23 protein-coding genes are annotated in these 25,937 nt (G+C 75.8%); 7 read left to right on the top strand and 16 right to left on the bottom strand.

Annotated elements, in window-relative coordinates; genetic code table 11:
• Window positions 1-10: 10 nt before the first annotated feature.
• Complete coding sequence (locus PUR61_RS23100; protein WP_329881259.1) at window positions 11-1,288, top strand: MFS transporter; 1,278 nt, start codon at window positions 11-13, stop codon at window positions 1,286-1,288.
• Here PUR61_RS23100 and PUR61_RS23105 read toward each other — a convergent pair.
• The 3 genes from PUR61_RS23105 to PUR61_RS23115 all read right to left on the bottom strand — a co-directional run bounded on the left by PUR61_RS23105 (window position 1,278) and on the right by PUR61_RS23115 (window position 4,680).
• On the bottom strand, window positions 1,278-2,216 hold the full coding sequence (locus tag PUR61_RS23105) for an endonuclease/exonuclease/phosphatase family protein (RefSeq protein ID WP_329881260.1): 939 nt from the start codon (window positions 2,214-2,216) through the stop codon (window positions 1,278-1,280). The genes PUR61_RS23100 and PUR61_RS23105 overlap by 11 nt on opposite strands.
• A 144-nt stretch (window positions 2,217-2,360) precedes the next feature.
• Window positions 2,361-3,956, bottom strand: a complete 1,596-nt coding sequence (locus tag PUR61_RS23110) for an LCP family protein (RefSeq protein WP_329881261.1) — start codon at window positions 3,954-3,956, stop codon at window positions 2,361-2,363.
• Window positions 3,949-4,680 carry a DUF6542 domain-containing protein gene (locus tag PUR61_RS23115; protein ID WP_329881262.1) on the bottom strand — a complete coding sequence of 244 codons (732 nt, stop codon included), beginning with the start codon at window positions 4,678-4,680 and terminating at the stop codon, window positions 3,949-3,951. Before PUR61_RS23115 ends, PUR61_RS23110 begins: the two co-directional genes overlap by 8 nt.
• Before the next feature lie 187 nt (window positions 4,681-4,867).
• On the opposite strand from PUR61_RS23115, the gene PUR61_RS23120 reads away from it, so the two are divergent.
• Entirely contained in the window at window positions 4,868-5,074 is a 207-nt protein-coding gene (locus tag PUR61_RS23120; protein ID WP_329881263.1) for an antitoxin, read from the top strand.
• 88 nt (window positions 5,075-5,162) lie between these two features.
• Here PUR61_RS23120 and galE read toward each other — a convergent pair whose 3' ends face one another.
• From galE to PUR61_RS23145, 5 genes are all read right to left on the bottom strand, one after another.
• Window positions 5,163-6,179, bottom strand: a complete 1,017-nt coding sequence (galE, locus tag PUR61_RS23125) for a UDP-glucose 4-epimerase GalE (RefSeq protein WP_329881265.1) — start codon at window positions 6,177-6,179, stop codon at window positions 5,163-5,165.
• Between the two features lie 149 nt (window positions 6,180-6,328).
• A complete protein-coding gene (locus PUR61_RS23130; protein ID WP_329881266.1) occupies window positions 6,329-6,991 on the bottom strand; it encodes a hypothetical protein in 663 nt (220 codons plus the stop codon).
• A gap of 219 nt (window positions 6,992-7,210) precedes the next feature.
• Window positions 7,211-9,577, bottom strand: a complete 2,367-nt coding sequence (locus tag PUR61_RS23135; RefSeq protein WP_329881267.1) for an RICIN domain-containing protein — start codon at window positions 9,575-9,577, stop codon at window positions 7,211-7,213.
• Between the two features lie 978 nt (window positions 9,578-10,555).
• On the bottom strand, window positions 10,556-11,137 hold the full coding sequence (locus tag PUR61_RS23140) for a hypothetical protein (RefSeq protein ID WP_329881268.1): 582 nt from the start codon (window positions 11,135-11,137) through the stop codon (window positions 10,556-10,558).
• Window positions 11,138-11,215: 78 nt separating this feature from the next.
• Complete coding sequence (locus tag PUR61_RS23145; protein ID WP_329881269.1) at window positions 11,216-11,995, bottom strand: sigma 54 modulation/S30EA ribosomal C-terminal domain-containing protein; 780 nt, start codon at window positions 11,993-11,995, stop codon at window positions 11,216-11,218.
• Between the two features lie 418 nt (window positions 11,996-12,413).
• Here PUR61_RS23145 and PUR61_RS23150 point away from each other — a divergent pair, with 418 nt between their 5' ends.
• The gene (locus PUR61_RS23150) at window positions 12,414-15,146 is read left to right on the top strand and encodes a cytochrome P450 (RefSeq protein WP_329881270.1); all 2,733 of its coding nucleotides are present in this window, start codon (window positions 12,414-12,416) and stop codon (window positions 15,144-15,146) included.
• A 129-nt stretch (window positions 15,147-15,275) separates the two neighbouring features.
• On the opposite strand, the gene PUR61_RS23155 is transcribed toward PUR61_RS23150, so the two are convergent.
• The 4 genes from PUR61_RS23155 to PUR61_RS23170 form a co-directional block, all read right to left on the bottom strand.
• Window positions 15,276-15,419, bottom strand: coding sequence for a DUF6126 family protein (locus PUR61_RS23155; RefSeq protein ID WP_329881271.1), 144 nt, complete (start codon window positions 15,417-15,419; stop codon window positions 15,276-15,278).
• 53 nt (window positions 15,420-15,472) lie between these two features.
• Window positions 15,473-15,829: an ArsR/SmtB family transcription factor gene (locus PUR61_RS23160; protein ID WP_329881272.1), complete on the bottom strand. Its 357-nt coding sequence runs from the start codon at window positions 15,827-15,829 to the stop codon at window positions 15,473-15,475.
• A 254-nt stretch (window positions 15,830-16,083) separates the two neighbouring features.
• Window positions 16,084-16,554 carry a hypothetical protein gene (locus PUR61_RS23165; protein ID WP_329881273.1) on the bottom strand — a complete coding sequence of 157 codons (471 nt, stop codon included), beginning with the start codon at window positions 16,552-16,554 and terminating at the stop codon, window positions 16,084-16,086.
• A 300-nt stretch (window positions 16,555-16,854) separates the two neighbouring features.
• Entirely contained in the window at window positions 16,855-17,679 is an 825-nt protein-coding gene (locus PUR61_RS23170) for a nucleotidyltransferase domain-containing protein (RefSeq protein WP_329881274.1), read from the bottom strand.
• 75 nt (window positions 17,680-17,754) lie between these two features.
• Here PUR61_RS23170 and PUR61_RS23175 point away from each other — a divergent pair, with 75 nt between their 5' ends.
• On the top strand, window positions 17,755-18,510 hold the full coding sequence (locus PUR61_RS23175; protein WP_329881275.1) for a polysaccharide deacetylase family protein: 756 nt from the start codon (window positions 17,755-17,757) through the stop codon (window positions 18,508-18,510).
• A 53-nt stretch (window positions 18,511-18,563) separates the two neighbouring features.
• Here the strand turns inward: PUR61_RS23175 and PUR61_RS23180 are convergent, their stop codons facing one another.
• Window positions 18,564-19,772, bottom strand: a complete 1,209-nt coding sequence (locus PUR61_RS23180) for a glycoside hydrolase family 3 N-terminal domain-containing protein (protein ID WP_329881276.1) — start codon at window positions 19,770-19,772, stop codon at window positions 18,564-18,566.
• 205 nt (window positions 19,773-19,977) lie between these two features.
• Window positions 19,978-21,534 (bottom strand): MocR-like pyridoxine biosynthesis transcription factor PdxR, encoded by a 1,557-nt coding sequence (gene pdxR / locus PUR61_RS23185; protein ID WP_329881277.1) that lies wholly within the window; start codon window positions 21,532-21,534, stop codon window positions 19,978-19,980.
• A gap of 52 nt (window positions 21,535-21,586) precedes the next feature.
• On the opposite strand from pdxR, the gene PUR61_RS23190 reads away from it, so the two are divergent.
• Entirely contained in the window at window positions 21,587-22,516 is a 930-nt protein-coding gene (locus PUR61_RS23190) for a methyltransferase domain-containing protein (RefSeq protein ID WP_329881278.1), read from the top strand.
• A gap of 113 nt (window positions 22,517-22,629) precedes the next feature.
• Here PUR61_RS23190 and PUR61_RS23195 read toward each other — a convergent pair whose 3' ends face one another.
• Window positions 22,630-23,190, bottom strand: coding sequence for a MarR family winged helix-turn-helix transcriptional regulator (locus tag PUR61_RS23195; protein WP_329881279.1), 561 nt, complete (start codon window positions 23,188-23,190; stop codon window positions 22,630-22,632).
• A gap of 100 nt (window positions 23,191-23,290) precedes the next feature.
• On the opposite strand from PUR61_RS23195, the gene PUR61_RS23200 reads away from it, so the two are divergent.
• Both PUR61_RS23200 and PUR61_RS23205 read left to right on the top strand, forming a co-directional pair.
• Window positions 23,291-24,250: an EamA family transporter gene (locus PUR61_RS23200; protein WP_329881280.1), complete on the top strand. Its 960-nt coding sequence runs from the start codon at window positions 23,291-23,293 to the stop codon at window positions 24,248-24,250.
• Window positions 24,251-24,324: 74 nt separating this feature from the next.
• A complete protein-coding gene (locus tag PUR61_RS23205) occupies window positions 24,325-24,963 on the top strand; it encodes an NAD(P)-dependent oxidoreductase (protein WP_329881281.1) in 639 nt (212 codons plus the stop codon).
• Between the two features lie 120 nt (window positions 24,964-25,083).
• On the opposite strand, the gene PUR61_RS23210 is transcribed toward PUR61_RS23205, so the two are convergent.
• A complete protein-coding gene (locus PUR61_RS23210) occupies window positions 25,084-25,821 on the bottom strand; it encodes an SAVMC3_10250 family protein (RefSeq protein ID WP_329881282.1) in 738 nt (245 codons plus the stop codon).
• Window positions 25,822-25,937: the final 116 nt, after the last annotated feature.

Below are 25,937 nucleotides of genomic sequence, written 5' to 3' on the forward strand. Positions count from 1 at the left end.
AGCCGTCCACGTGGTCCCTCCCGACACCACCCGCACCGCCCGCACCGCCCGCGGGACCTCCGCTCCGGCCGCTGCTGCGGCCCCCTCCGCACCCGCCCGTCGGCTCTCCCCCGCCATCGCCCTGCTGTTCTCCGTCGCCGGCGGCCTCGCCGTCGCCAACGTCTACTACTCCCAACCGCTGCTCGACCTGATCGCCGACGACCTCGGCATCGGCCGCTCCACGATCGGCCTGGTCGGCACCCTCACCCAGGTCGGCTACGCGGTCGGGCTGCTGCTGCTCGTGCCCCTCGGGGACCGCCTCGCGCCCCGGCCCCTGATCGTCGGCCAGCTCGGGCTCTCGGTCGTGGCGCTGGGCGCCGTCGCCCTCGCCCCCTCCGCGCCGCTGATGCTCCTCGCGTCCATGGCGGTCGGCGTTCTCGCCGTGGTCGCCCAGGTGGTGGTCGCCCTCGCCGCCTCGCTCGCCGACCCCGCCGACCGGGGCCGCATCGTCGGGACGGTGACCAGCGGCATCGTAATCGGCATCCTGCTCGCCCGGACCGTCGCCGGCGCCATCGGCGACCTGGCCGGCTGGCGCGCCGTGTACGTGGTGTCCGCCGTCGCCACCGGCGTCATGGCCGCCGTCCTGGCGGCCGTCGTCCCGGCCGGGCGGCGCCGCCCCGAACGGATCGGCTACCTGCGGCTGGTCGGCTCGGTCTTCACCCTGTTCGCCCAGGAGCCCGTGCTCCGGGCCCGCGCCGGGCTCGCGCTGCTGACCTTCACGGCCGTCACCGTCCTGCTCACGCCGATGGTGCTGCCCCTCGCCGCCCCGCCGTTCGACCTCAGCCACACCGAGATCGGGCTCCTCGGCCTGGCCGGCGCGGCCGGCGCACTCGGGGCGGGCCGCGCCGGGCGCCGGGCCGACCGGGGCCACGCCGAACGGACCCTGGCCATCGGGCTCACCGCGATGCTGGTCTCCTGGCTGCCGGCCGTGCTGCTGCCGCACTCGGTGTGGTGGCTGGTGCTCGCCCTGGTGGTCGTCGACTACGGCCTGCAGTCCGTGCACGTGGTCAACCAGCACCTGCTCTACCGGGTCCGGCCCGAGGCGCAGAGCCGGCTGACCGCCGGCTACATGCTGTTCTACTCGGCCGGCTGCGGCCTCGGCGCGATCGCCTCCACCCTGGTGTACGAGCACGGCGGCTGGACGGCGGTGTGCGGTCTGGGCAGCCTGATCAGCCTGCTCGCACTCGTCCACTGGCGGCTCACCACCCGGCGGCAGCCGGCGGACACCGGTGGCCGCGTCAGCCCGTGACGGCCAGCTCCGCCACCACCGCCCGGTGGTCGGCGCCGCGGACGGTGTGCTCCGCCACGGACACCGCACGCAACCCGTCCCCGTGCAGGACGTGGTCGATCTGGATCACCGGCCACAGGTAGGGGAAGTCCGCGTTGGACTCCGGCCAGGTGGGCGAGCCACCGCGACCCAGCTCGGCATGGGTGTCGGTGAGACCCGTGCCGAGCAGGTCACGCATCGGCGCGTGGTCGAGGCTCGCGTTGAAGTCGCCCAGCAGGACGGCGTTGCGGGTGGCGCCGTCGGCCGCCGCCCGCAGCTCGTCGAAGTCCTCCGCCCAGCGGCCCGCGTCACCCAGCGGGTAGTACGTGTGCACCGCCGTCAGCCGGACCGTCCGACCGCCGACCGCCACGTCGACGGCCACCTGGTCACGGGCCGCCGCCGAGGCCGCACCGTCCAGCGGGGTCAGCGGGAGCCGCGAGTAGACGGCGGTGTCCCGGCCGGGCCGCACCTCCCGGTACGGCAGCACCTCGGCGATGCCCGCCCGGTCCAGCCCGGCGGCGGCACGCGGGCCCAGCTCCTCGACCGCGAGCACGTCGACCCGCTGCTCACGGACCAGCCGGACCAGCTCGGCGGTGTCCACCTGCCCCATGTAGGCGTTGCTGGTCGCCACTCGCAACCGTGGCGCGTCGGCCGGGACCGAACCGCCGTCCGGTACGAACCTCGGGACCAGCCAGCAGAGTTGCACGGCGACGAGCAGCCCGGCGACCGCCACCGCCCACCACGAGCGCAGCGCCAGCAGCGCCCCCAGCACCACGAGCGTGCCGAGCGCAGCGTGCGGCAGGCCGACCACCACGAGCGACAGCGCCGTACCGTCGTCCCACCCGGCCAGCCGGACCACGACCAGGCCCGCCGGCACCGCGAGTGCGGCGGCGCAGAGTCCCCTCAGCACCCGTCGTACGCGGCCCCACCGGCCCGGGCCCGGCACCGTCCGTCCCATGCGTCACTCCCGCCCCTCGACTCCGTCGGAAGACGCCCCCGGATTCCCGGCGGTTCCCGGGGCGCCCGGACGCGCAGCGCCCCGGCACCGGGGTCCTCAGTCGACGCAGGGGATGCCACCGGCCCGCACGGCGGGGCCCTGCATGGGCGGTTCGGGGGCGGATCCGGCGGCCGGGGTGCCCGCGGGTGCCGGTCCGGCGGAGGAACCACCGGGCGCGGCACCGGAGGTGGGGCCGGGCGTCGCGCCGGAGGTACGGGCGAGCGTGACGACCACGTGACCGGCCGGAGCGGCGGCGGAGGCCGTGGGGGTGACGCCGTAGCGGGCCGCGACCCGCTCGGCCTCGGCCTTCGCGCCGGTGCCGTAGCCGACCGTGGTGGCCTTCGCCCGCCCGGCCGCCGGGCTCACGGCCGTCTTCCCCACCGGATGGCCGAGTTCGGCGAGGGCCTCGGACTCCGCCGACGCGGCGGCGGCACTCACCCCGTAGACATCGACGGTGGCCCGTTCCTTCGCCGGCGGCGCAGGGGTCTCCGGCGCGGTCGACGTGCCGGCCGGCCCCGCGGCGGGTGCCGGTGCCGCGGCCGGGGCCGGGGGCGGCGGCTCGTGGCCGAACAGCTGCTTGACGATCCGCCTGATCTGCTCCGGGTCGACGGTGTTGACCTCCTGGCCGCCGATGTTCTTGAACCCGGTGATCGGCAGGGTGTTGAACTCGACGTTGCCACCGGTCAGGTCGGGCGCCTGCTGCGCGAAGTCCAGCAGGTTCCACCGGTCGTCGATGACCACGTCCTTCTTCACCACGTCGAACAGCCGCTGGAGCTGCCCGAGGTCACCGATGACGCCCTGCTGCTTGAGCTTGTACACGACCGAGGAGAGGAAGGCCTGCTGGCGGTGGGTCCGGTCGAGGTCGCCGTTGGTCAGGTGGTGGCGCTGACGGACGAAGGAGAGCGCCTGCCGAGCGTCGAGCGAGCTGATGCCGGCGGGCAGCCTGAGCCCGGTACCGCCGCCCTCGTGGTTGGCGGTCCGGGCCACGATCGGATCGTCGACCGGGTTGTTGAGGCAGACCTGGATCGGCTCGACCGCCTTGGCGATGTCGTAGAAGCCGATCAGGTTGACCTCGGCGAAGTGGTCGATCGGGACGCCGAGGAACGCCTGCACGGTCTGGACGGTGGCCGACCGGCCCGCCTCCCGGCTCTGCCGCTCCAGCTCGGACCTGGAGAGCCCCCTGCCCCCGAGCCGCTGCTCGGCGGCCCCCTTGGCGATGCCGTACGCCTCCTTGATCTTGTGCATCCGGCCGTCCGCGCCGACGGTCTGCACGTAGTCGTCGCGCGGGACGGAGAGCGCCGTCACCTTGCCGCCGTCGGCCGGTATGTGCAGGACGATCAGGGCATTGGTGTTGTACCCGCCGATCTCGCTGGACCCGGCGTGCAGTTCCTCCTCGACGAACTCCTTGGGAAGGTCGTTGCCGTCCATGTCCTTGCGGCTGTCGAGGCCGATGAGCAGCAGGTTGACGGACCTGTCGAGGCGCGGCGGCGCGTTCCTCCGCGCCTCCGCCAGCGCCCCCGACTTGACCATGCCGCCGTCCAGTTGACGGTACTCGTACCAGACGAGGCCGCTCGCGCCGAGCACGGCCGCCGAGACGGTGGCGGCGAGCGCGCGGCCCACGACGGTCAGCGGCCCGGTGCGGGGATCAGCCACGACGGTTCCTCCGGTCGGGAGTTCGGGTGCCCCGGGCCCCGGCTTCGCGGGCACCCGAGCCGGAGCGCCGGGCGCCGCCGGGGCGGAGATCAGGGCGGGGATCGGGGCGGGATCCGCGTCTGCGGCGCCGGTCGCGGGCGACCCGGCCGTCCGGGGCCGGGCCGGTGCGCCGGGCGCGGACCGCCCGCACGGCGAGGACCAGGAGCGCGGCCACGGCGGCCGCCCCCATCACGGGGAACGCGCCGACCACCCAGCGCACGGCCGCCGAGGCGAGCGCCTTCCCCTGGTACGCGTCCCGGTCGGCCAGGTAGGCGGTGGCCGCCCGGGACGCCAGCGCCACCGGCGGCGCGGCCGTGACCACCCACCAGCCCCCGGCCCCGCCGCAGAGTGCGGCCGCCGCAGCGGCGCCCAGCACGGCTCCGGCCGCGAACAGCGGACCGCCGCCCCGACCGGCGGCCTCGGCGGCCGTCGCGCCGAGCAGCGGCAGCCCGACCGCCGCCGAGACGGCTGCGCCGCCCCGACCGCGCGGCCGGCGCGACGCCGCCCGCCGCGCCTCCCGCCGCGCGACCGCCCGGTGACCACCGCCGGTCCGATCGGCCCGGCCGTCCTGCGCGCCCGCGGTGTCCTCCACGCCCGCCGCATCCGGGCGTCGGGCCGTCCCGGCGGTGCTGCCGGAGCGCGTCCCCACCTCCCGGTACGAGGTCCCCGCCACCTGTCCGGCCATGACCCACACCCTTCCGCCGCGCCCGCGAGCCAACTTCTACAATCCTGTAGAACTGACCTGGAGCATACAAACCCACCCCCGCAAAGTCATCCGCACACCTCCTACCCGGTCACCGAAACCGACGAACCGCCAGGTCAGCGGCGGCTAGGATGACCGCGAACCGCGCTGAAGGAGCAGAAACGCCATCATGTTCGAGAACCTGAAGAACATCGCCGACAAGGCCACCGACCTCGCCCGCGAGCACAGCGGTGCCATCGGCCAGGGCCTGGACAAGGTCGCCGACGTCATCGACGGGAAGACCGACGGGAAGTACAGCGACAAGATCGACACCGCCACCGGCAAGGCCAAGGACTTCATCCGCGGTCTCGACGAGTCCAAGAAGCCCGCGGAGTAGGGCCGTCGCGCACGGGCCGTCACGCACGGGCCGTGCGTGACGGCCACCGGGCCGGGACCCCTGCCGCGAGGTCCCGGCCCGGACCGCGTCAGGCGGAGGCCGTCCTGGCGATCCACACGGCACGCCAGGCGAGCGCGTCCGCGACGCCTTCGGCGATGGTCCGGCGCGGCTCCCAGCCGAGGAGTTCGCGCGCCGCCGTCACGTCGCTGTAGCAGCCGAGCACGTCACCGGGGCGCGGATCGGCCTCGCGGACGTCCAGTTCGGCGCCCACGGCCTGCTCGAAGGCGGTGACCAGCTCCCGGACGGTGGTGCCGTCGCCGGTCCCGACGTTGATGACGCGGTACCGGTCGGTGGCGGCGGGCTTGATCACCTCGTCGAAACGGGTGAGCGCCGCGACGTGAGCCTCGGCGACGTCCTGGACGTGGATGTAGTCGCGGATACCGGAACCGTCCCGGGTGTCCCACTCCACACCGGTGATCGTGAACGGGATGCCGGCGGTGTGGGCCTCGATCAGCTTGCCGAGCGCGTGGCTCGGATGGAGGTCCTGGAGGCCGGTGCGCAGCTGCGGGTCCGCGCCGACCGGGTTGAAGTAGCGCAGCGCGATGACCCGCAGCTCCTCGGCGCCCGCGCCGCGCGTCCAGTCCTGGAGGACCTGCTCCATCATCTGCTTGGTCCGCGCGTAGGGGCTGCTCGCGTCGACCGGACAGCCCTCGTCGACCCGGCCGTCCGGGGTCGGCGCGTAGATCGAGGCGGAGCTGCTGAACACCACCCGGGTACAGCCGTTGCGCTGGAGCGACTCCAGCAGCTCCACGGTCTTGCCCACGTTCTCGCGGTAGTAGAAGAGCGGCCTGGCGACCGACTCGGGGACGACGATGCGGGCGGCGCAGTGCACGACGGCGTCGATCTCGGGATGGTCGGCGAAGATCCGGTCGACCAGCTCCGGATCGGCGATGTCGCCCCGGTAGAACACCCGGCCCTCGACGAACTCCGCCCTCCCCTTGGAGAGGTCGTCGAGTACGACCGGCGTGATTCCCCGGTCGAGCAGGGCGGACGCGACGGTGCTGCCGATGTAGCCCGCACCGCCGGTGATCAGGACCTTCCGCATGGTCGAACGCTCCCTGGCTTCCGTTCGGACACCCCGTCGGCGCCCGATGGAAGTGGGGACGGCCCGTTCGCGCCCGGTGGTTCCCTCGCCCTCGCGGTCCCTGCCGCGGTGCGGGTCCGGCCCGTCGGCCACCGGACGCGACGGCCGGCTCAGGAACGCCGGGCGCGGCGGCGGAGCCGGAAGCCGGTCGCGACCAGGACGACGGCCGCGGCGGCGGTGCCGACGGCGGCCCAGGTCGCGGCGTCGGAGGCTCCGGCGGCGTCCGCGGGGTTCGCCGCGTCGTGGCGCTCGGGCAGGACGGCGGACGTGACCGGCGTGGCGCTCGCGGGCGTGACCGGCGTGGCGCTCGCGGGCGGCGCGGGGACGGTGGCGGCCGTGGGTGCGGTGGTGGGCGCGGCCGCGGGTGAACCGGTGGGGACCGGCAGGGTCGGGTCGGAGATCACCGCCGCCTCGACGTCGAGTTCGCGCTCGCCGTGCCCCAGCGAGGGGAAGGCGCAGTCCACGGTGATCCGCCAGTGCCCGGCCGGCAGCAACTCCCGTGTGGTGTAGGCACCGGGGCGGCCGGGGACGGCGACCAGCCGCCACGGTCCGGCGGTCCGTCCGTCGGCGGAGGTCGCGGAGAGCGTTCCGGCGAACTCCTCGGTGACCGGGTCGTGGTCGTTCTCCCAGGTCGCCACGGCGGTGACGTGCCCGCCCTCCTGCCCGGCGACCTCCAGGTGAACGGTGTCGCCGTGGGCGGCGGCGGGGACGGCGGCGGGAGCGAGCACGGCCGCCGCGGCGAGGGCGGCGGCGGCGAACGGACGGGTACGCATGGCAGGTTCCTCGTGGGGGACGGCCCGGGTCCGGCCGCCGCCGTACTGGTGGCGACCGGACCCGGGGCGGGTGGGGCGGGGCGGAACCGGCGGGACCGGCCGCCGGGGACGGCTCCCGGGGAGCAGCGCCTCCGTCGGGGCGGCCGTCCCGGTGGGGGCCGGCGCGCCCCGGAAGGCCCGCCGGTCGGGAGGCCCGCCCCGTCGAAGAGGCCGGCTCCGTCAGGAGGCCTTCTGCAGCGCCCAGGACTGGTAGGCCTGGCCGTTCGGCTTCTGCAGTTCCAGCAGCCAACCGCCGTAGTACCAGCGGTTGCTGACACCGAGGACCAGCGTGGAGCCCTCGGCGCTCAGGGTGAACCCGCCGCCCGACGGGGTGAACCGCCACTTCTGGCCCGCCGTGTCCGAGCAGGCCCGCTGCGCGAGGTACTGCCCGGCCACCGGGTCCCCGCCGAGTTGCAGGCACTTGTCGGAGCGGGCGGACTTGATCCGCAGCGCGCCGGAGCCCGCGTCCTCGAAGGTCCACTTCTGGTTGGCGTAGCCCGTGCGCTGGTAGGCGATGGCCACGGTGCCGTCGTTGAGCGAGCTGCCCCACAGGTCGGCGGCCTGGCCGGTGAGCCCGTTCACCATCGTGTAGCGGGTGCCCGGCTGCGGCCGGCCGGCGTCGGCCGGGGTGCGGAAGGTGGCCGGGCGGCCGGGCTTGGAGACCGTGCCGCCGGCGTCCCGCACGGCCACCGCGACGGTGTACGAGGTACCGGGCGCGAGCCGGACCAGGCCGACCGCGGTGGAGCGGACGGTGCCGAGTGTCCGGCCGTCGAGCAGCACGTCGTAGCCGCTCGCGGAGGCCACCGCGGACCAGCTCACCATGACGGAGGACTGGGTGATCTGACTGATCGTCACATCAGGGCCTGCGGTACCGGCGGTGGGTGACGCGGTCGCGGTCGGGGTCGCCGTACCGGTCGGGGACGGGCTGCCGGTCGCGGTCGGCGAGGGGCTCCCGGTGGTGGTGGCCGTCGGGGTCGGCGTCGGGCCGCCGGTCGGGCTCGCGGTCGGTGAGCCGGTGGGGCTCGGCGAACCCGTCGGGGTGCCGGTCGGCGAGCCCGTCGGCGTGCCGGTGGGCGTGCCGGTCGGGGACGGGCTGCGGGTGGGCGAGGCCGTCGAGGTGGGCGAGGCGGTCGGGGTCGGCGTGCGGGTCGGCGTCGGTCCGGGGTCCGGGTTCGGACCGGTGGAACCGCCGGCGATCAGGAAGCGGTTGCTGGCGACGTTCCAGTGCGTGGCGAGGTAGCTGCCTGCCGCCGGGCTGGTGTGGTAGTAGTCGTCGTGCCGGCAGTCCAGCCGCATGTCACTGGCGTTGTCCGGGCAGACCGTGCGCATCGCCGGGTAGTACGGGGTGTCCGAGTAGCACATCAGGTCCCACTCGTCGACGCAGTGGCCGCCCTTGCTGGAGTTGGGCGCGCTGTTGCTCACCGCGCCCAGGTTGTGGCCGAGTTCGTGCGCCGCGGTGTGACCGCCCCAGCAGCCGGCGTCGGTCCGGCCGTACGAGGGGCCGAAGTTGCTCAGGTTGTCCTGGCCCGGCCGCTCGTCGCCCGCGAAGGTGCCGATCCCGCAGTAGACCTTCGCGTCGGCGAAGATCATGTACTTGCGGTCCTTGCGGTTGAGGCCCTGGGCGGTGAGCGCGCGGTTGCTGGTGTTGAAGTCCGCCATCTCGGCGTCGGAGATCTGCACGTTCAACACCGAGGCGGAGCAGTCGGGTTCGGTGACGAACCGGACGTGCCGGACACCGCCGGTCTCCTGGGCGCTCGCGTTGTAGATGACGTCGACGTCGGCGGCCCACTTCTTGAAGGAGGCCAGGTACTGCGCGAAGCGGTCGCTGCCCGGCGTGTGGACGTACACCACCTGCACGCGGTTCCCGGCGCTGCCGTCGCCCTCGCACACCACGGCGGAGGCGGCGCCGGCCGCGGGCGTGCCGGCCGCACCCGAGCCGCCGGCCGCGGCCGGATCGCCCAGCAGCGCCTTCTGCGCGGCGTCGAGGACCGGCGTCGCGCCCTTCAGGAGGTCGGCCGCCGCAGGCGGTTGCGCATCGGGGGCGGGAGTCAGCACCGGCGCCTGGGCAACGGCGGCGGCCACCGGCGGAACGTCCTTGCGGATGTCCACGTCCTTCGGCGGCGCGTCCGGGCCGTGGCTGCAGAGGTCGCCGCCGGACACCTCCAGCGAGCCGGCGCAGCGGTCGCCGCCGGGCAGGGCCAGGCCCGCGTAGACCAGGCCTCGCTCCGGCTGGTCCTTGGGTATCTCCTTCAACGGCGCGGCCTTCTGCTCGCGCTTCGGGCCGGGCGCCCGGGTGGCCCCCTCGGCGGTGCCGGTCTCGCCCGGATCCCCGTCCCCGGCGACGGCTCCGACCGCGGCCGCCTCCGCCCGGTCGGCCGAACCGGCCACCGCCACGGCGGTGTCACGGACGACCTCCGGCTCCATCGCCGTCCGGATGCCCAGCACACCCGCGACCAGGCCGGCCGTGACCGCCACGGCCACCAGTACCGTCCGCTTCCCCGCCCGCGTCCGCCGTCGACGGCGGAGCTCCGTACTCCGGTGCCCCATCGCGTGTCTCCTCTCCTCGTGCGTCGACCCGGCCGACCGCGTGGGGCGGCGGCCCGGGCCTTCCGACACTCCGGAGACCGGAACGGGCGGAGGCGATAACAGAAACCTCCTTTCGAAATTCGCGCGGGCGGTCGACACCGGCCCTCCCGTGCGCGACCCGTGAGGAACCGGAGGAGGACGCGGGTGGGGAGCGGGTCCGGCGCCGCGGTCGGCGCGGGCGGCCTGCCGGATCGACGGGCCGTCCGATCCTCCGCCCGGCGGTGCGACCGGTCGACGGTGCGGTGTCGCAGCCCTGCCGGAGTCGCCCCGCACCGCCGACCGTCCGACGGTGCGTCCGCCGGGGCAGCGTCGCCGGCGGGGCGGGAGGCGGAGCCCAAGGACAGGGCGAAGGACAGGGCGGAAGGCCGAGCGGCCGCCGATCGAGGGGGGCTCTCGGGGGGCGCGGGAGGTGAACACGGCGCACGGCGATGCCGGGGAGCGCACTCGGGGGGTATGCGCTCCCCGGCGCGGGGAGGTGGCGGCCACCCCTGCCGGTCGTCCGCGGGCCTCGGACTCCGGCTGCCGTGACCGGAATGCTAGACCTGCCCGGGGTCCGTGGCCAGAGCCCTGACCAGCAAATTTCCCGCCCAGGACATGCCACTTGATCAGCTCGCACCACCCCGGCACGCCGCCTTGCCGGCCCGCCGCCGGGCGACCGCCCGGCGAACCCCGCGCGAACGGGGCGCGACCGTCACCGACGGTTCCCCGGTCGGCCACAATCGGCCGGATCCGACCGGTCGGCCGGTCGGATGTCCGGCGCCGACGCCGCACCCGGCCGCACACCCGGCCGCCCGCCCGACCACGCGCCCGGCTCCGCACGCGGCTCCCCGGCGCACCCGGTCACCCGTCCGGCCGCACCCGGCGGAGCGCACCGCGGGCCACCGGGCACCGGCCCACGCCGCCGTGGACCGACGTGGACCGCCCCGGACCGACGTGGACTCAGGCGGCCACGCCGAGCCGCTGCGCCGCGTACCCGGGGACGCCCTGGCAGTGCAGGGTGGCCAGGCTCGCGGCGAGCCGCACCGGATCGCCGGCCAGCCAGAGCCGGAGCGCGGCGCCCAGCGCCCCACTGGCCGGGCCCACCCGCAGCCCGCTGACCAGGGTGACCCGCTCGCCGACCAGCGGGAGCAGATCGGCGACGGGGCCCGGCAGCCAGAGCGTGACCGCACAGGGAGCGGGCCGGGAGAGCAGCCGTAGCAGGCCCGGAACCGCCTCCCCGGGCAGGCCGGGAGGGACGGGCAGAGCGGTCGAGGATCTGGAAGCCGTCGCGCCCGCCCGCGCGTTCGCCCCGGGCAGGCCGGGCGAAACAGGCGGAACGGGGAGGCCGGGCCGCACGGGAGCCACCGGGAGGCCCGGCAGGGAGCACGGGACGGAACGGGCGTGCAGGCTCGGGATGACGTCGAGCAGTCCGTCCACCACGACGTCCGACACGTCGGTGCCGTGACCTCGCGCCAGGGCACGCAGCAGGGCCCGCTCGGCCGCCGTGATCCGGACGGTCAGCATGACTTCTTCGCAGTCCATGGTCCCAGTTCCCGTCTTGAGCTCGTGGGTGCTCTTCGGTCGTGTCCCGGTCAGCCGTTGTCGATCACTACCTGCCCGTCAACGAGCCTCCGCTACCGGCGTGATCAAGCCATAGTGGCCGTCGTAGCGGCGGTACAGTACCCGGCCGCGACCGTCCCCGGGATCGGTGTGGAAGACGAAAGGCCAGCACGTGAACCAGAGTTGACGGGTGGCCTCGGGCAGGTCGAGCCGTGGCGCCGGGTGCGGGCTCTCCGTCAGCGGCAGCCCGGAGCCGCCGAGCCGCACGGTCGAGTGGGCCCGGACGAGCCGGAATCCGCCGTCGACGGGGCGGCGGTGGACCATGCTGTCCTGCCCCGTGAGCACGTCGGAGAAGAGGTGGAAGCGATAGTCCAGGGCGAGCATCTCGCGGACCGCCTGCTCGGGCGTGCGGCCGGCGAGCGGAACCGACTTCCGCCGGACGATCCGCCGTTCGGCCGGCGGGCGCGACGCGTACTGGGGGCGGTAACTGCTCTCGTGCTCCGCGGCGAGCCCGATCCGCCCCTGTTCGCGCAGCCGCACGGCCCGGCCGGCGAGCGTGCCGAGCGCCAGGTCGACCGCCTCCCGCACCGTCACGGCGGCGAGCTCCACCCGGACCCGGCCCACATCGGCCAGCTCCACCGAGGCCTGGGCGACGGCGGGCCTGGTCACCGAACGGCCGCCCGGCCGGGCGAGCCGGAGACGCGCGCGGTGCGCGTCCGGTCCGAGGTCCGCGAGCAGCGCCAGCGACCGCGCCCGCGCGTACTCGACGTCCTCGCGCGGCAGTTCGCCGCGGATCTCCACGCGGACGTCGAGGGCCGGCCGGTGGCGCAGACGGTTCATCAGGGATCCTCCTTGGCTCCGCACCATGCTGGACCTGCGCACCCTCTCCCGCCGAGGGCCGAAAGGCCCTGCCCGCGGGGCAGGGCGGCCCGGGCCCGGCAGGCCCGTCGGACCGGGCCGGAAGCGGGCGCCGGACCGGTCCGGGCGGGCGCCCGCCGACCTTCCGCCGCCACGCCGGCACTCCACCGATGGAGTGATCCGGGCGAATACGGCGCAACGCTCGCGGGACCGGCGCGTTTCCTATGGCGTGCGCCCTCTCGCAGTGGCGCGCGCGGGGGCCCGCGCCGATGGCCCCCGGATCACGGCTGTCGCGGTGGCGGCTCCGGTGGTACCGCAGCGCCGGGCCGGCACTCCGGGCCGGCACCTCGGTCGGTCGCGCCGGTCCGTCCCGCCGGTCCAACTGGTGAGAGGTGATGTCATGATCCTGATGAACGAAACCCACAGACCGCCCGCCCCGCCCAGAACGTCCCCACCGGGAACCCGGCGCGTCGTTCCGCCGCTCGCACCCGGCGCGCTGCCCGGCCTGGGCCACGCACCCGCGCTGCTGCGCGACCCGCTCGGCTTCCTCGGCTCGCTCGCCCGGTACGGCGACGTCGTCCGGATCCGCCTCGGCCCGCGCACCGTCTGCGTCGTCACCGACGCCGGGCTGGTCCACACCCTCCTGGTGGCGCTCGCCCACGACTGCCCGCGCGGCGCCGTCCAGGACACCCTCAAGACGGCGTTCGGCGACGGCCTGCTGATGTCCGAGGGGCGCGCCCACCGCGACCGCCGCCGGATGATCCAGCCCGCCTTCGGCCCGGACCGGATGGGCGAGTACCTCGCGGTGATGCACCAGGTCACCGAGGAGCGGGCGGGGCGCTGGCGGCCCGGGCAGGTCCTCGACGTGGCCAAGGAGATGAACCACCTCGCGCTGGAGATCGTCACCCGCGCGCTGTTCGACGCCCGGCTCAGCGAGGACGCCACGCTGGCCTTCCACCGGGCCCTGCCCGACATGGTGAAGGGTCAGATCGTGCAGTCGCTCTACCCGCACCCGGCGCTGGCGCGGCTTCCGCTGCCGGTCAACCGGCGTTTCGAGGCCGCCGTCCGGGTCCTCAACCAGGTGGTCGACCAGGCGATCGGCCAGGCTCCCGACACGGCGGCCGGCCGCGCGGGCTGTCCGGTCGGCCTTACCGCCGGAGGGCGCCAGACCCTGCCCGCGCTGCTGCGCGCCGCCGCCGACCCGGCCACCGGGCGACCGCTCACCGAGGCGGATGTGCGGTCCGAGGCGATCACCATGTTCGGCGCCGGCACGGAGACCGTCTCCACCACGCTCACCTGGCTGATCGACGAGCTGGTGCGGCACCCCCGGGTCGAGGCCCGCGTCCTCGCCGAGCTGGACGAGCACCTGCCGGCCGGCACCGCCCCCACCCCGGAGGCGCTCGCCCGGCTCCGCTACACCCGCGCGGTCACCCAGGAGGTGGTGCGGCTGCACGCGCCCAACGCGTTCCTGATGCGCACCGCGCGGGTGCCCGTCGAGCTGGGCCCCTACCGGATCCCGGCCGGCACCGAGCTCCTGTACAGCCTCACCGCACTCCACCGCGACCCGGCGCTCTACCCGGAACCCCTCGCCTTCCGCCCCGGACGTCACGAGGACGGCGGCACCGGCCCGGGCGGGACGGCCGCACGCCAGGCGTTCGTGCCGTTCGGCGCGGGCAAGCACAAGTGCATCGGCGAGGCCTTCGCCTGGGCGGAGCTGACCGTGGCCGCCGCCGCGATCCTCCGCCGCTGGCGGCCCACGGCCGTCACGGGGTCCCGAGCCCGCGAGGTGGTCTGGACCACCGTCCAGGCCCAGGGGCTCCGCGTCCGGCTCGCCCCGCGCGGCGGCGCCGCCCCGCACACCCCGGGCACCCACCGCACGCCCCCGGCCCGCGAGAAGACGCCCGGCCGGTGTCACCTCCCCGGCAAGGGCAAGGGCCCGCGGGCAGGCGCCGGGGCAGGAGCGGGCACAGGGACGGGACGGCGGCCGGGAGGATCCGGCGCGGACCGGCCCGCTCCCGCCGCCGACCCGGTCGCGGGCACCCGCCGCACCGCACCCGCCCGCACCGCACCCGTCCGCTCCACGCCCGCCCGCTCCACGCCCACCCGCTCCACGCCCACCGCTACCGCGTCCGTCCTGACCGTCGCCACCCCGGCCACCGCCGTCCCCCGGCCCGCCCCGCCGGTGCGCCCCGGGCCATCGCCCACCGCCGCGGCGACGCCCCCCGCCCCCCGCACCCCCGGCGAACTGCGCGCCGCCGCCGCCCGCCACACCGGCTGGACCCTCGCCCACGGCCTGCTGACCCCGCCCGACCTCCGCCGCTACCAGACCTACGCGCTCCCGGAGCTGATCGGCCACTCCTATCCCCGGGCCAGGGGCGCCGAACTGGACCTGCTGGTCGACGTCCTCGGCTGGTTCACCATCCTGGACGACCGCTTCGACGGCCCGCCGGGGCGCCGTCCCGCCGAGGCCCGTGCCATCGTCGGCCCGCTGCTCGGCGTCCTGGAGGGCGGCCCCGCGCCCACCGGCCTCCCGCAGCCCCCGCTGCTCGGCGCCTGGCGGGAGCTGTGGCAGCGTCAGGCCGCCCCCATGTCGCAGGCCTGGCGCGACCGCGCCGCCGCCGAGTGGCGGGCCTGCCTGGAGACCTTCCTCGCCGAGACCGCCCACCGGGCCGCCCGCACCGTCCCCGATCTCGCCGAGACCGTGCGCCTGCGCCGCCACGCCAGCTGCCTCTACCCGTTCATGGGCATACTGGAGCGTGTCCACGGCGCCGAGGCGCCCGCCGGGCTGCTCGCCGAGCCCGAACTCCACCGCCTGCGCGCGAACACCGCCGACATCGCGACGCTGATCAACGACCTGTACTCGGCGGACCGCGAGGAGCGCCAGAACTCCGCCGCGTTCAACACCGTGCTCACCCTGCAACGGGTCCGCGGCTGCACCCGCAGCCGGGCCGCCGCCGCGGTCCGCGCCCGGATCGACCGGCTGACCACCGAGAGCGAGACCCTGCGCCGCAGGCTGCTGCGCCGCCATCCGGCCGGTCACTGGTACCTGGACGGCACCCGGGAGCTGGTCGAGGGCGTCTACGCCTGGACCAGCACCAGCCGCCGCTACGGCGGGGAGGGCGGCAGCCGGTGACACCCGGCGGCGGCCGGCCGGCGACCCCGCAGGTTCAGCACCCGCCGCGGGGCCGGCACCGGCCGCCGCCGACCGGTGCTCCCACCCGCCGGCCCGCTGCCGCGGCCGCCGCGCGCGAGGGTCCCGGGGTCACTTCCGGTCGCCGAGCGCGAACAGCAGGAGCACGAAGCCCGCGAAGAGGTGGGTGGCGAAGATGTAGATGCCCGCGCGGATCAGCATGGCCCTGCGCCGCGCCCTCTCCTCGGCGGTGCCGTCTCCGGTGCGCTCACTCATGGCCGGGTTCTCCTTCGGTCGGTCGGGCCGGTCGGGCCGCGCGGACCCGCCGCTCATCCGTTCCTCCCCGGTGTGGCGCGGGACTCGGGCGCCCGCAGCTCGGTGAGCAGCGCACCCTGGTCGGTGATCAGTTCGGTGAGGATGCGCCGGGCGGCCCGCAGCAGCTCGGCGACGTCCGGGGTGCTCAGCGCGTAGACCACGGTGTTGCCCTCGCGGGTGGCCGTGACCAGCTGGGTCCGGCGCAGCACCGCGAGCTGCTGGGAGAGGTTCGACGGCTCGACCTCGATCTCGGTCAGCAGCTCGCGCACCGGGCGCGGGCCGTCCTGGAGCAGCTCCAGGACGCGGATCCGGACCGGGTGCCCGAGGGTCCGGAAGAACTCGGCCTTGGCCTGGTACAGCGGGACCGGCATCGTCCGCTCTCCCCGCGGGTCGGTGGGTGGTTCGCCCGCCGGCGGCCCGGGGCCGGGGCGGGCGCGGGCCGGGGCGGCCCGAAGCATCATCCTCGTAGATGAAGAATTCTTCAAGCCGTCATGATGCCCCACCGGGAACGGGCGACCGGGCGACCGGGCGGCCCGGCAGAGCGACCGGAGCCGCCGGAACGGGAGGGAACGGGACGGGCCCGGGGTCCGCCGACCCCGGGCCCGCACCTGTCGCTACCGCCCGATCAACAGGGCACCACGACGTCGAGGGTCACCGGGGACGGGCCCCACGGGTAACCGGCCACACTGAAGCTGCCGTGCACCGTGGACCCGCACGGCACGGTGCCGCCGACCCCGGTGACCTTCACCGTGCTGGCGGTGAAGCGGGTGTAGCCGCTGACCGAGCCGAGCGAGGCGCCGCCCACGATCTGGCCGGAGAGGCCGGTGATCAGGTCACGGGTCTCCAGCGGCGGGCCGCCCGGGCTCGGCGGGCCGGCCAGGGAGATCCGGCCGTACAGCTGCACGTCGGTGCCGGTCACGTCGGCGCAGACGGCGGTCCACACACCGGCCTGCAGGCCGCCGTAGCCGCAGGTGGTGACCGTGGTGGTGGTGGTCGTGGCGCTGCTCTGCGCCGCGCCCGCCTGGGTCGGGACCGCCAGCAGGGCCGCAGCGCCGGCGGCACCGGCCGCTATCCGGGTGAGTCGGTTCATCCGCATGGTTCCGCTCCTCCTCAATTCGTCAGTCTCTGCACCGCAGAGCACTTCATGTGCCACATGTGACATTTCACATGTGGCGTGCGGCAACCCTGACACAGGATTCGAATGCGCCGCAGCCCTTCAGACCCGAAGATCACCTTTCAGACCGGAAACTGGCCTTCGATGGCGCGATCACGGCTCGATCTCGCACGTCACACCCCACCCCGCAAACCTCGGGCGTCACACCCGGGCCGGCCGGCAGGGCGCGGTGCCGCCGCTTCGGCACCGGGCACTGCCGGCCGGCCCCCGCCGCCGGGGCCGCTACCTCAGGGGCAGCCGCCCGGCGCCCAGCCCCTGCGCGCTCTCGATCGCCATGTCCATGTACGCGAGGGCGTGCGCCCGCCGGACGAACGGGTTCGGGTAGAGCGAGCGGTGCCGACGGCCCTCGCGGACCCGCAGGCACTCGTCCACGATCCGGTGCCACCGGCCGTCGAAGGCCCCCCGGGCGTACTCACCCGCTCCGCGCTTCGACGTGATCCGCCCGGTCGCCAGCGTGTAGTGCAGCCGGCTCACCCCCAGCACGCCCCAGGCCGGCCCCTGCCCGCCGAGGCAGGCCAGCCCCGGTCTCGTGGTCAGCCGGGAGGCCCGCCGCCACCACGGGCGCCAGTACTCGCCCAGGTTCCCCGCCGTCCAGACGGCCAGCTCCCCCGGGTCGGTGTCGATCATCAGCTCCTGGGCGCGCGGTCCGCAGAGCGTCACGCCGTGGTGCGCGAGCGTGTGCCAGAGCACCGGATTGCGGTCGGACCGCACCCGGTGACGGACCTTCCCCTCGAACGCGTGCGGACCCGGCGCGGCCTGCGAGGGCGCACCCGCCAGCTCGTCCCAGGTCAGGTAGGGCCCGTCGAAGAACGGTCGCGGGTACTTGGCCGCGAGCAGGGCGTGGGCCCGCTCCAACCCGGCGAGCTGGTCCACGCCGACCGGATCTGCGGACACCGCCACGAAGTCGATGTCGCTCCGCTCGGGGTGGAAGTCGTCCAGAGCGGTCGAGCCGGTCAGATAGAGGCCCTCGACCAGCCCGGGTGCGGCTGCGTCGACCAGGGACAGATAGGCGTCAGCGATCTCGTGTACGAGTGGGTGCACAGTCACGGCCGCAAGCCTGCCATCCGGATGACCCTCCGTGTCCGTTCGTTTCCGCTTTGGGTCGGCGCGTGTTGATCGGACGTGCACCGTCTTCGCGCCACCCTCACCACCTTTCGCGCCAGCCTTCTCGCCACCCTCGCCACCCTCGCCACCCTGGGGTCGGCGGTGGCGGCTCCGGCACCGCCGACCCTCATCGGCCAGGAGGTCCGCCGGCTCCCCGTCGAGGAGCGGGTCGTGGCGCTCACCTTCAACGCGGCCTGGGACGAGACCGGCCTCGCCGCCGTCCTGGCCACCCTGCGCGACCGGTCCGCACCCGCGACCTTCTTCCCCACCGGCCAGTACGCCGAGCAGCACCCGGGCGCCGTGCGCGCCGTCGCAGCGTCGGGCCACGGCCTCGGCAACCACTCCTACAGCCACCCGCACTTCACCGGCCTCCGGCCCGACCGGGCCCGCGCGGAGGTGCTGCGCGCCGACGCCGCGATCCGCGCCGCGGCGGGGGCCGAACCGCTGCCGTTCTTCCGCTTCCCCTACAGCGAGACCACCCCGGAGGCGATCGCCGGGGTCAACGCCCTCGGCTTCGCCGACCTCGAATTCACCACCGACACCAACGGCTACCTCGGCGTGTCGGGTGGCATGACGATCAGCCGGGTGGTCGAGCGCGCCATGGCGGCTCTCACGCCGGGCGCTCTCCTCCAGCTCCACGTCGGCAGTGCGGAGGACGCGCCCGCCGCCGACCGCCGCTGCCTGGACGCCGAGGCCCTCCCCCTGATCATCGACGCGGTCCGCAGCCACGGGTACCGCATCCTGGACCTGCGCGAGCTGCTCGGCGACGGGTGAGCCCGCCACCGGGCCGCCCGGGCGCGGCGGTGCGCCGGCGCGGTGACCGGTGGTCAGGGAGCAGCGAGCGAGGTCCGCAGGGCGTCCACCCGGCCGACGGCCTCCGTGAAGGCGGCGCGGTCGAGGCGGCCGTCGTCGAGGGCGGCGGCGAGGGCCTGGGCCGCCACGTCGCCCTGGTGCACGTCGCGCGCCGAGCAGAGCAGGAGGTCCATCCCCGCCTCGGCGGCGGCGAGGGTCCGGGCGGCGGTGTCGCCGAAGGCGGCGAGCGCCCCGGCCTCCAGGGCATCGGTGACGGTGACGCCCTCGAAGCCGAGCCGGGCGCGCAGTTCCCCCTGGACGACGACGGACGAGAGACCGGCCGGGCGGCCGGGGTCGAGGGCGGGGTAGACGGCCCAGGAGGTCATCACCAGACGGACGCCGGCGGCGATCGCCGCCCGATACGGCGCCAGGCCGCGCTCTCGGAGGTCGACGAGCGAAACGGGCAGGGTGACGGGGCGCTCGTCGGTGTTCTCCTCACGGGCCGCGGCGCCCAGACCGGGGAAGTGCTTGGCGGTGGCCGCCACCCCGAGGGCCTGCTGCGCGGCGAGGTAGGCCGCCCCCAACTCCCCGACCACGGCGGGGTCCTGGCTGTAGGAGCGCTCGTGGTGGTCGATGAAGTTGTCGGGGGCGTCGTAGACGTCGAGGACGGGTGCGAGGTTGACGTTCAGGCCGGCGGCCGCGAGGGTCTGCGCCGCTCCGGTGCCCGACCGGGCGGCTTCGGCCGGCGGATCGGCGGCCAGTCCGGTCCGGCGGGCCGAGAGCTCGGGCGCACCGGGGAGCCGGCGGATCTTGCCGCCCTCCTGGTCGGTCATCAGCAGGAGCGGGGACCCGCCCGGGGCCTCGGCCGCCGCCTGGCTCAACTGCCGGACGGCGGCCTGGAGCTGGGCCGGGGAGGCGGCGTTCTCCTTGAACAGGATGACGCCGGCCGCCCGGCCCTCCCGGACGGTCTGGAGCAGGGCGGGCGGCGGGATCGGCCCGGGATAGGAGTAGACGACCCGCCGTCCGGCGAGTGTGCGGGAATCGGTGGTGCGCACTGGTGTGGTCCTCTCCGTGGAAACCGGCTCCACGGCGGCATCCGCCATGGGTGCCGCCCGCTCGGCGGCGGGGCTCGGCGGCGGGACGCTACGGACCGGACCGGGCCGGACGGCCGGCACGACCGTGGACAGGGCGGTCAGCAGCAGAGCCAGGACCGTGACGCGGACCGTGCTGCGGGGCGTCGGCATCCGGCCTCCCTAGGTCAGGGGTTCGGCGATCTCGATGCGCTCGGCGGGGTCGGTGCGGTTGCCGGGCACGGCGTGACGACCGCGTACGGCGGATCGTGACGGCCGCACACGGCAGGTCGCCGGGCCGGGCCGGCCGCGCCCGGACGCTCGTCCTCGGCTGCGCGGCCGACCCGGTGCGACACCAGCAGCCTCCCCCCGGGAGCGGTCACTCCGCCTCCCGGAGCAGCCGTCCGAGGACGGCCACCCCCTCCTCGATCTCGCCGGGCGTGCCGGCCGCGTAGCCGAGGACGAGCCCCGGCGGGTGCGGCAGCCGGGCGTGCCAGGAGAGCGGCTGCAGCTTGACGCCGTGGGCGAGCGCCGCCGTGGCCAGTTCGGTGTCGGTGCAGGCGAGGCCGCCCGGGAAGGTGAGCAGCAGGTGCAGTCCGGCGGCGGCGCCGTGCACGACCGCGCCGGGGAGGTGGGTGCCGATGGCGGCGACCATCGCGTCGCGGCGGCGCCGGTGGCGGGGGCGCAGCAGCCGCAGGTGGCGCTCCAGCTCACCCGATTCCATCAGCCGGGCGAGGACGAGCTGCGGCAGCGCGGCGTTCCCGAGGTCGGCGAGGCGCTTGGCGTCGATCAGCCGGTCCCGGTAGCGGGCGGGCGCGAGCATCCAGCCGGTACGCAGGGCGGGGGCGAGGAGCTTGGAGACACTGCCCAGGTAGAGGACCCGGTCGGGGAGGACGCCGTGGAGCGCCGGCACCGGCGGGCGGTCGTAGCGGTGCTCGGCGTCGTAGTCGTCCTCGATCACGAGCCCGCCGTCCGCGGCCCACTGGAGCAGCTCCCGCCGCCGGGCACCGCCGAGCACCACACCCGTCGGGAACTGGTGGGCGGGTGTGAGCAGCACGGCGGGCGCCCCGGTGGCCCGCAGCGCGTCGACCCGGATGCCGTCGGCGTCGACCGGGACGGGCGGGGTGGCGGTGATCCGGTGGCGGAGGTGCTGGCGGGTGCCGAGCGAGCCCGGGTCCTCCACGGCGACGACGTCGAGACCGTCCGCACGGAGCACCTCGCCCACCAGCGCGAGCGCCTGGGCCGCGCCGGCGACGACGATGACGTCGTCGGGGTCGGCGTGGATGCCCCGGTTGCGGCCCAGCCAGCGGGCGACGGCGTGGCGGAGCGCGGGGGTGCCGCGCGGGTCGCCGTAGCCGAACTCGTCGGCGGCGAGGCCGGCGAGGACCGCCCGCTCGGCCCGGAGCCAGGCGGTACGGGGGAACGCCGCGAGGTCGGGGACGCCCGGTGTGAGGTCGATCCGGGAGGGTGCGGCGCGCAGGCCGTCGAAGCTGGCGGGGACGGGCGCGCCGTCGAACAGGGTCGGGCGCTCGGGTTCGCGCTCCGGCGCCGACGGCGGTACCGGTACCGGTACCGGCCCGGCCGGGGCGGCGGAGGCGACCGGGGCGGCGGTGCCGGTCCGTGGGCGGGTCGACGCCCCCGCGCTCGCACGCGCGGGCGGGGCCAGCGGATCGACCACGACCGTGCCGCCCCTCCCCCGCCCCGCGACCCGGCCCTCCTCCGCGAGGCGCCGGTAGGCGTCCGTCACGACGCCCCGCGAGACCCGCAGGTCGGCCGCGAGCACGCGGGTGGCGGGCAGCCGGCTGCCGACCGGAAGCCGGCCGTCGGTGACGGCCCGGCGGAGCCGGTGGGCCAGCCAGTCGGCGAGTCCACCGGCCGGGGCCTCCCGCGGGTCGAGCTGGAGGAAGTCCGCACCGGCTTCTTTGGACCTGTCCATGGGCTGATCATTGGACCTGTTCACGGGGCCATTGTGCCGTGAGGGTGGGGGCATGACGACGACGAGCAGCACACCGGCGACCGCGACCACCCCGACCGACCGGACCGAGCCGATCGGCCCGACCACCGCCCGGCCGGACTCGATCGGCCGGCACGCCGACGGCACCGGCGCCGTCGACCCGGCCTACGTGCACGGCTATTCCCCCGCCGAGGCCCGGCGGCTCGGCGACCAGGCCGACTCCCTCGCCGAACTGCTCCACACCGGCACCGCCTACCCGCCGGGCAGCCGGGTGCTGGAGGCCGGGTGCGGCGTCGGGGCGCAGACGGTGCACCTGCTGGCCACCAGCCCGGACGCGCTGCTGACGGCCACCGACCTGTCGGCGGACTCGCTCGCCGAGGCACGCGCCCGCGTGGCGGCGGCGGCGCCCGGCGCGCACGTCACGTGGCACCACGGGGACCTGCACCACCTGCCGTTCGCGGACGGCAGCTTCGACCACCTCTTCGTCTGCTTCGTGCTGGAGCACCTCGCGGACCCGGCGGCGGCCCTGGCGGCGCTGCGCCGCGTCCTGCGTCCCGGCGGCACGGTCACGGTGATCGAGGGGGACCACGGCTCCGCCTTCTTCCACCCACGCAGCGCGGCGGCCGACGCGGTCGTCGGCCACCTGGTCAGGCTCCAGGCGGACGCGGGCGGCGACGGCCTGCTCGGCCGGCAGCTCCATCCCCTGCTGACCGGCGCCGGTTTCCGGGACGTCACGGTCGCCCCGCGCACCGTCTACGCGGACGGCGGCCGCCCGGAGCTGATGGAGGGGTTCACCCGGCGCACCTTCGTCGCCATGGTCGAGTCGGTGCGCGACGAGGCGGTCGCGGCCGGTCTGACCACGGGCGAGGCGTTCGACCGGGGCGCCGCCGACCTCCGCCGCACGGCCGAGCCGGGCGGGACGTTCCACTACACGTTCTTCAAGGCGGTGGCGGTCAACCCTTAGCCTGCGCGGCCGGCCCGGGGTGGGCCGCCCACAGGCCGGCCGCGCCGGACGGCCCCGCTCCGGGTGGTCTCACCCGGGGCGGCCTCACTCCGGCGGTCCCACCCCGACCGGTCTCACTCCGGGTGGTCACCGAGGGCGGCGAGCAGGGTGCGCAGGGCGTCGATCAGCGCGGTGGTCTGCGTCGCGTCCAGCCCGGCGAGGATCCGGCGCTCGGTGGCGAGGTGGTCGGGGAGGGCGCGGTCGATCAGGGCGTGCCCCTCCTCGGTGAGCGCCACCTCGCGGCTGCGCCCGTCCGAACCGCTCGGGGTCCGGGTGACGAGCCCCCGGGCCTCCAGGCGGTCGAGGCGCTGGCTGATCGCGCCCGACGTGACCATCGCGCACTGCATCAGGCCGGTCGGGGTGAGGCGGTAGGGCGGGCCGCTGCGCCGGAGCGTCGCGAGGACGTCGAAGGAGGCGAAGTCCAGGCCGTGCAGGGCGAAGGTGCGCTTCAGCTCGGCGTCGATCAGCCGGGAGAGGCGGTTGAGGCGGCCGATCACCGCCATCGGCGAGACGTCGAGGTCGGGCCGCTCCGCGCCCCACTGCCCCACGACCCGGTCCACGTGGTCGGACTGCGCCGCACGGTCCGCGTGAGCGGTGCGCTGCGCGTGTTCTGGGTGTTCTGCGTGCTCTGCCACGATCCCCAGCCTAGGCGATTCCTTAGTGGTGAGATAGCTCACAGCCATCGAGCGCCTCCATCCCGCTCCAGATGCCTTAGCGCTGAGATATGTTTGCTTAGTGCTAAGGAATCGCCTCGCCATCGTGCTGATCACCGCCCTGGCCCCTGCCATCTGGGGCTCCACCTACCTCGTCACGACCGAACTCCTGCCGCCCGACCGCCCGCTCCTCGCCGGAGTGCTCCGGGCCCTGCCCGCCGGACTGCTCCTCCTGGCCCTCACCCGGAAGCTCCCGAAGGGCAGCTGGTGGTGGCGCTCCCTCGTCCTGGGCGCACTCAACATCGGCGCCTTCTTCGCCCTGCTCTTCGTCGCCGCCTACCGGCTGCCCGGCGGAGTCGCGGCCACCGTCGGCGCCGTCCAGCCGCTGATCGCCGCCGGCCTGTCGGCCGTCCTGCTCGGCGACCGCATCTCGCTGCGCACCCTGCTCTCCGGCATCGCCGGCGTGGCGGGCGTCAGCCTGCTCGTGCTGCGGGCCAACGCCCGACTGGACGCCCTGGGCATCGCCGCCGCGCTCGGCGGCGCGGTGGTCATGGCCACCGGCGTCGTCCTCTCCAAGCGCTGGACCTCACCGGCCCCGCTGCTCGCCGTCACCGGCTGGCAGCTCACCGCAGGCGGACTCCTGCTGCTCCCGGTCACCCTGTTCGTCGAGGGCCCGCCGCCGTCCCACCTCACCGGCGCCAACCTGCTCGGCTACGGCTACCTGAGCCTGATCGGCGCGGCCGTCGCGTACGCGCTCTGGTTCCGCGGCATCCGCGCCCTGCCGCCGACCTCCGTCACCTTCCTCGGCCTGCTCAGCCCGGTCGTCGCCACCGCGCTCGGCTGGCTCGTCCTCGGCCAGGACCTCTCGCCCGTCCAGGCCCTCGGCGCGCTGATCGTGCTCGGCTCGCTGGTCGCCGCCCAGACCCAGCGGTCGGGCACCGCGCCGAAGGCCGCGGCGGAGGCACCGCCCGCCGGGGCCGCCGGGGCGCCGCCCGAGGCCGTGGACCGCGCGCCCGCCCGGACCCGGCACCGGACCGCCTGAGCGCCGGACCGCCCCGGCTCCGTCACCGCCTCGTACCCTTCCCTCCCCTTCCCGGACCTTCCAGGAGAACTCCCATGCGCATCACCGTGTTCGGCGCGAACGGCAACGTCGGCAGCCGGGTCGTGACCGAGGCCCTCGCCCGCGGGCACCGGGTCACCGCCGTCCTGCGCGACCCCGCCCGCCCGCACCGGCTCCCACCGTCGGCCGTCATCGCCGGTGGCGACGCCCGCGACCCCGAGGACGTCCGCCGGCTCGCCGCCGACCAGGACGTGCTGATCACGGCCACCCGTCCGGCGCCCGGCCACGAGGACGAACTGGCCGTCGCCACCGAGGGCCTGCTCGCCGGTCTGACCGGAACCGGCGTGCGGCTGCTGGTCGTCGGCGGCGCCGGCAGCCTCGCCCTGCCCGGCGGCGACGGCAGGACCGTCGTCGACGACCCCGGCTTCCCCGCCGCCTGGCGTCCCATCGCCGACGCCTGCCGCGAACAGCTCGCCCTGTACCGCGCCGACGCCGGGGTCGACTGGACGTACCTCAGCCCCGCCGCCCTCCTCGAACCCGGCGAGCGCACCGGCCGCTACCGACTGGGCCGGGACGAGCTCGTGGTCGACGCCGCCGGTACCTCGGCCATCTCGATGGAGGACCTCGCCGTCGCCCTGCTCGACGAGGCCGAGCACCCCGCCCACCTCCGCAGCAGGTTCACCGTGGCGTACTGAACGCCGCCCCGGCCTCCGTCACCGCCGCGTCGGCGGCCCCGCCCCGACCCTCCCGAGCCGTCCGCTCGGCGCGGGCCGGGGCACGCGGCCGGGAAGGACGCGGCCCGGGACGGGGAGGGCTCAGCGCGGGCCGGAGTGGTACTCCACCCCGAGCGGGCTGGCGACGAGGCACCGCGGCACGGCATCGGTCGCGGGGAGCACCGCGGTGACGCGGGCGTAGCCGGCCACCCGGGCGGCGGTGGAGACCTCGGGCCCGGTCAGGTCCAGCGAGCGCAGCAGGTCCCGCACACCGGGACCCGGCAGCGCGGCCGACCCGCCGGCCCCGGCGGACGCACCGTTCTCCAGGGCCAGTTCCAGCTCCAGGGCCCGGACCACCTCGCCGACCACGGTCCGGACGAAGGAGCCGCCCGAGGTCTCGGCCCCGGGGTGGTAGCCGAGCGAAGGTCCGTCGACGGCCGGCGGCGGGCCGCCGACCAGGTGGTGCGCGGAGCCGTGCAGCAGCAGCCGGCCGGCCGACTCGCGGTCGTACTCCGGGTCCTCGCCGGGCGCCGGATCGACGAACAGGACCAGGTCCTGGTGCGAACCCCGGAGGGTGACCACCCGCAGCGGCGCCTCGTAGCGGACCCACCGGCCCGGCCGCAGCCCCGGAGCGGTGAACCAGTCGGCCTGCGCGGCCAGGTACTTCTCCACCTGCCTGAGCTTCCGCCGCCGGAGCCGCTCGGTGTCCGGCCCCCGCGAGGTGACCTCGACGCCGCCGAACGGCGTGGTCAGGCCGACCGCGCCGGGCACCGGAACCGGGGATCGGTCCGACCGGAACTGCGACAGCTTGGTCTCCGACAGGTAGACGAACTCGCGCACCCGACCCCTCCCCCGGGCCCACCGGCCCTCGTGACCCGTCCGGCCGACATCCGTCCATGCTGTCACCCCGGTACGCGCGGCGGTGGCCGCCGGAGGAATTCCGGCGGCCACCGCGG

The sequence above is a fragment of the Streptomyces sp. BE20 genome, from assembly GCF_036322525.1.
In the GTDB taxonomy this organism is placed as follows: domain Bacteria; phylum Actinomycetota; class Actinomycetes; order Streptomycetales; family Streptomycetaceae; genus Kitasatospora.

What these genes read in the sequence shown, in the direction of transcription:
- PUR61_RS23115 (WP_329881262.1), bottom strand. Translation starts at nt 4,680, where the DNA reads ATGGCCGGACAGGTGGCGGGGACCTCGTACCGGGAGGTGGGGACGCGC.
- PUR61_RS23120 (WP_329881263.1), top strand. Translation starts at nt 4,868, where the DNA reads ATGTTCGAGAACCTGAAGAACATCGCCGACAAGGCCACCGACCTCGCC.
- galE (WP_329881265.1), bottom strand. Translation starts at nt 6,179, where the DNA reads ATGCGGAAGGTCCTGATCACCGGCGGTGCGGGCTACATCGGCAGCACC.
- PUR61_RS23130 (WP_329881266.1), bottom strand. Translation starts at nt 6,991, where the DNA reads ATGCGTACCCGTCCGTTCGCCGCCGCCGCCCTCGCCGCGGCGGCCGTG.
- PUR61_RS23135 (WP_329881267.1), bottom strand. Translation starts at nt 9,577, where the DNA reads ATGGGGCACCGGAGTACGGAGCTCCGCCGTCGACGGCGGACGCGGGCG.
- PUR61_RS23140 (WP_329881268.1), bottom strand. Translation starts at nt 11,137, where the DNA reads ATGGACTGCGAAGAAGTCATGCTGACCGTCCGGATCACGGCGGCCGAG.
- PUR61_RS23145 (WP_329881269.1), bottom strand. Translation starts at nt 11,995, where the DNA reads ATGAACCGTCTGCGCCACCGGCCGGCCCTCGACGTCCGCGTGGAGATC.
- PUR61_RS23150 (WP_329881270.1), top strand. Translation starts at nt 12,414, where the DNA reads ATGATCCTGATGAACGAAACCCACAGACCGCCCGCCCCGCCCAGAACG.
- PUR61_RS23155 (WP_329881271.1), bottom strand. Translation starts at nt 15,419, where the DNA reads ATGAGTGAGCGCACCGGAGACGGCACCGCCGAGGAGAGGGCGCGGCGC.
- PUR61_RS23160 (WP_329881272.1), bottom strand. Translation starts at nt 15,829, where the DNA reads ATGCCGGTCCCGCTGTACCAGGCCAAGGCCGAGTTCTTCCGGACCCTC.
- PUR61_RS23165 (WP_329881273.1), bottom strand. Translation starts at nt 16,554, where the DNA reads ATGCGGATGAACCGACTCACCCGGATAGCGGCCGGTGCCGCCGGCGCT.
- PUR61_RS23180 (WP_329881276.1), bottom strand. Translation starts at nt 19,772, where the DNA reads ATGCCGACGCCCCGCAGCACGGTCCGCGTCACGGTCCTGGCTCTGCTG.
- pdxR (WP_329881277.1), bottom strand. Translation starts at nt 21,534, where the DNA reads ATGGACAGGTCCAAAGAAGCCGGTGCGGACTTCCTCCAGCTCGACCCG.
- PUR61_RS23190 (WP_329881278.1), top strand. Translation starts at nt 21,587, where the DNA reads ATGACGACGACGAGCAGCACACCGGCGACCGCGACCACCCCGACCGAC.
- PUR61_RS23205 (WP_329881281.1), top strand. Translation starts at nt 24,325, where the DNA reads ATGCGCATCACCGTGTTCGGCGCGAACGGCAACGTCGGCAGCCGGGTC.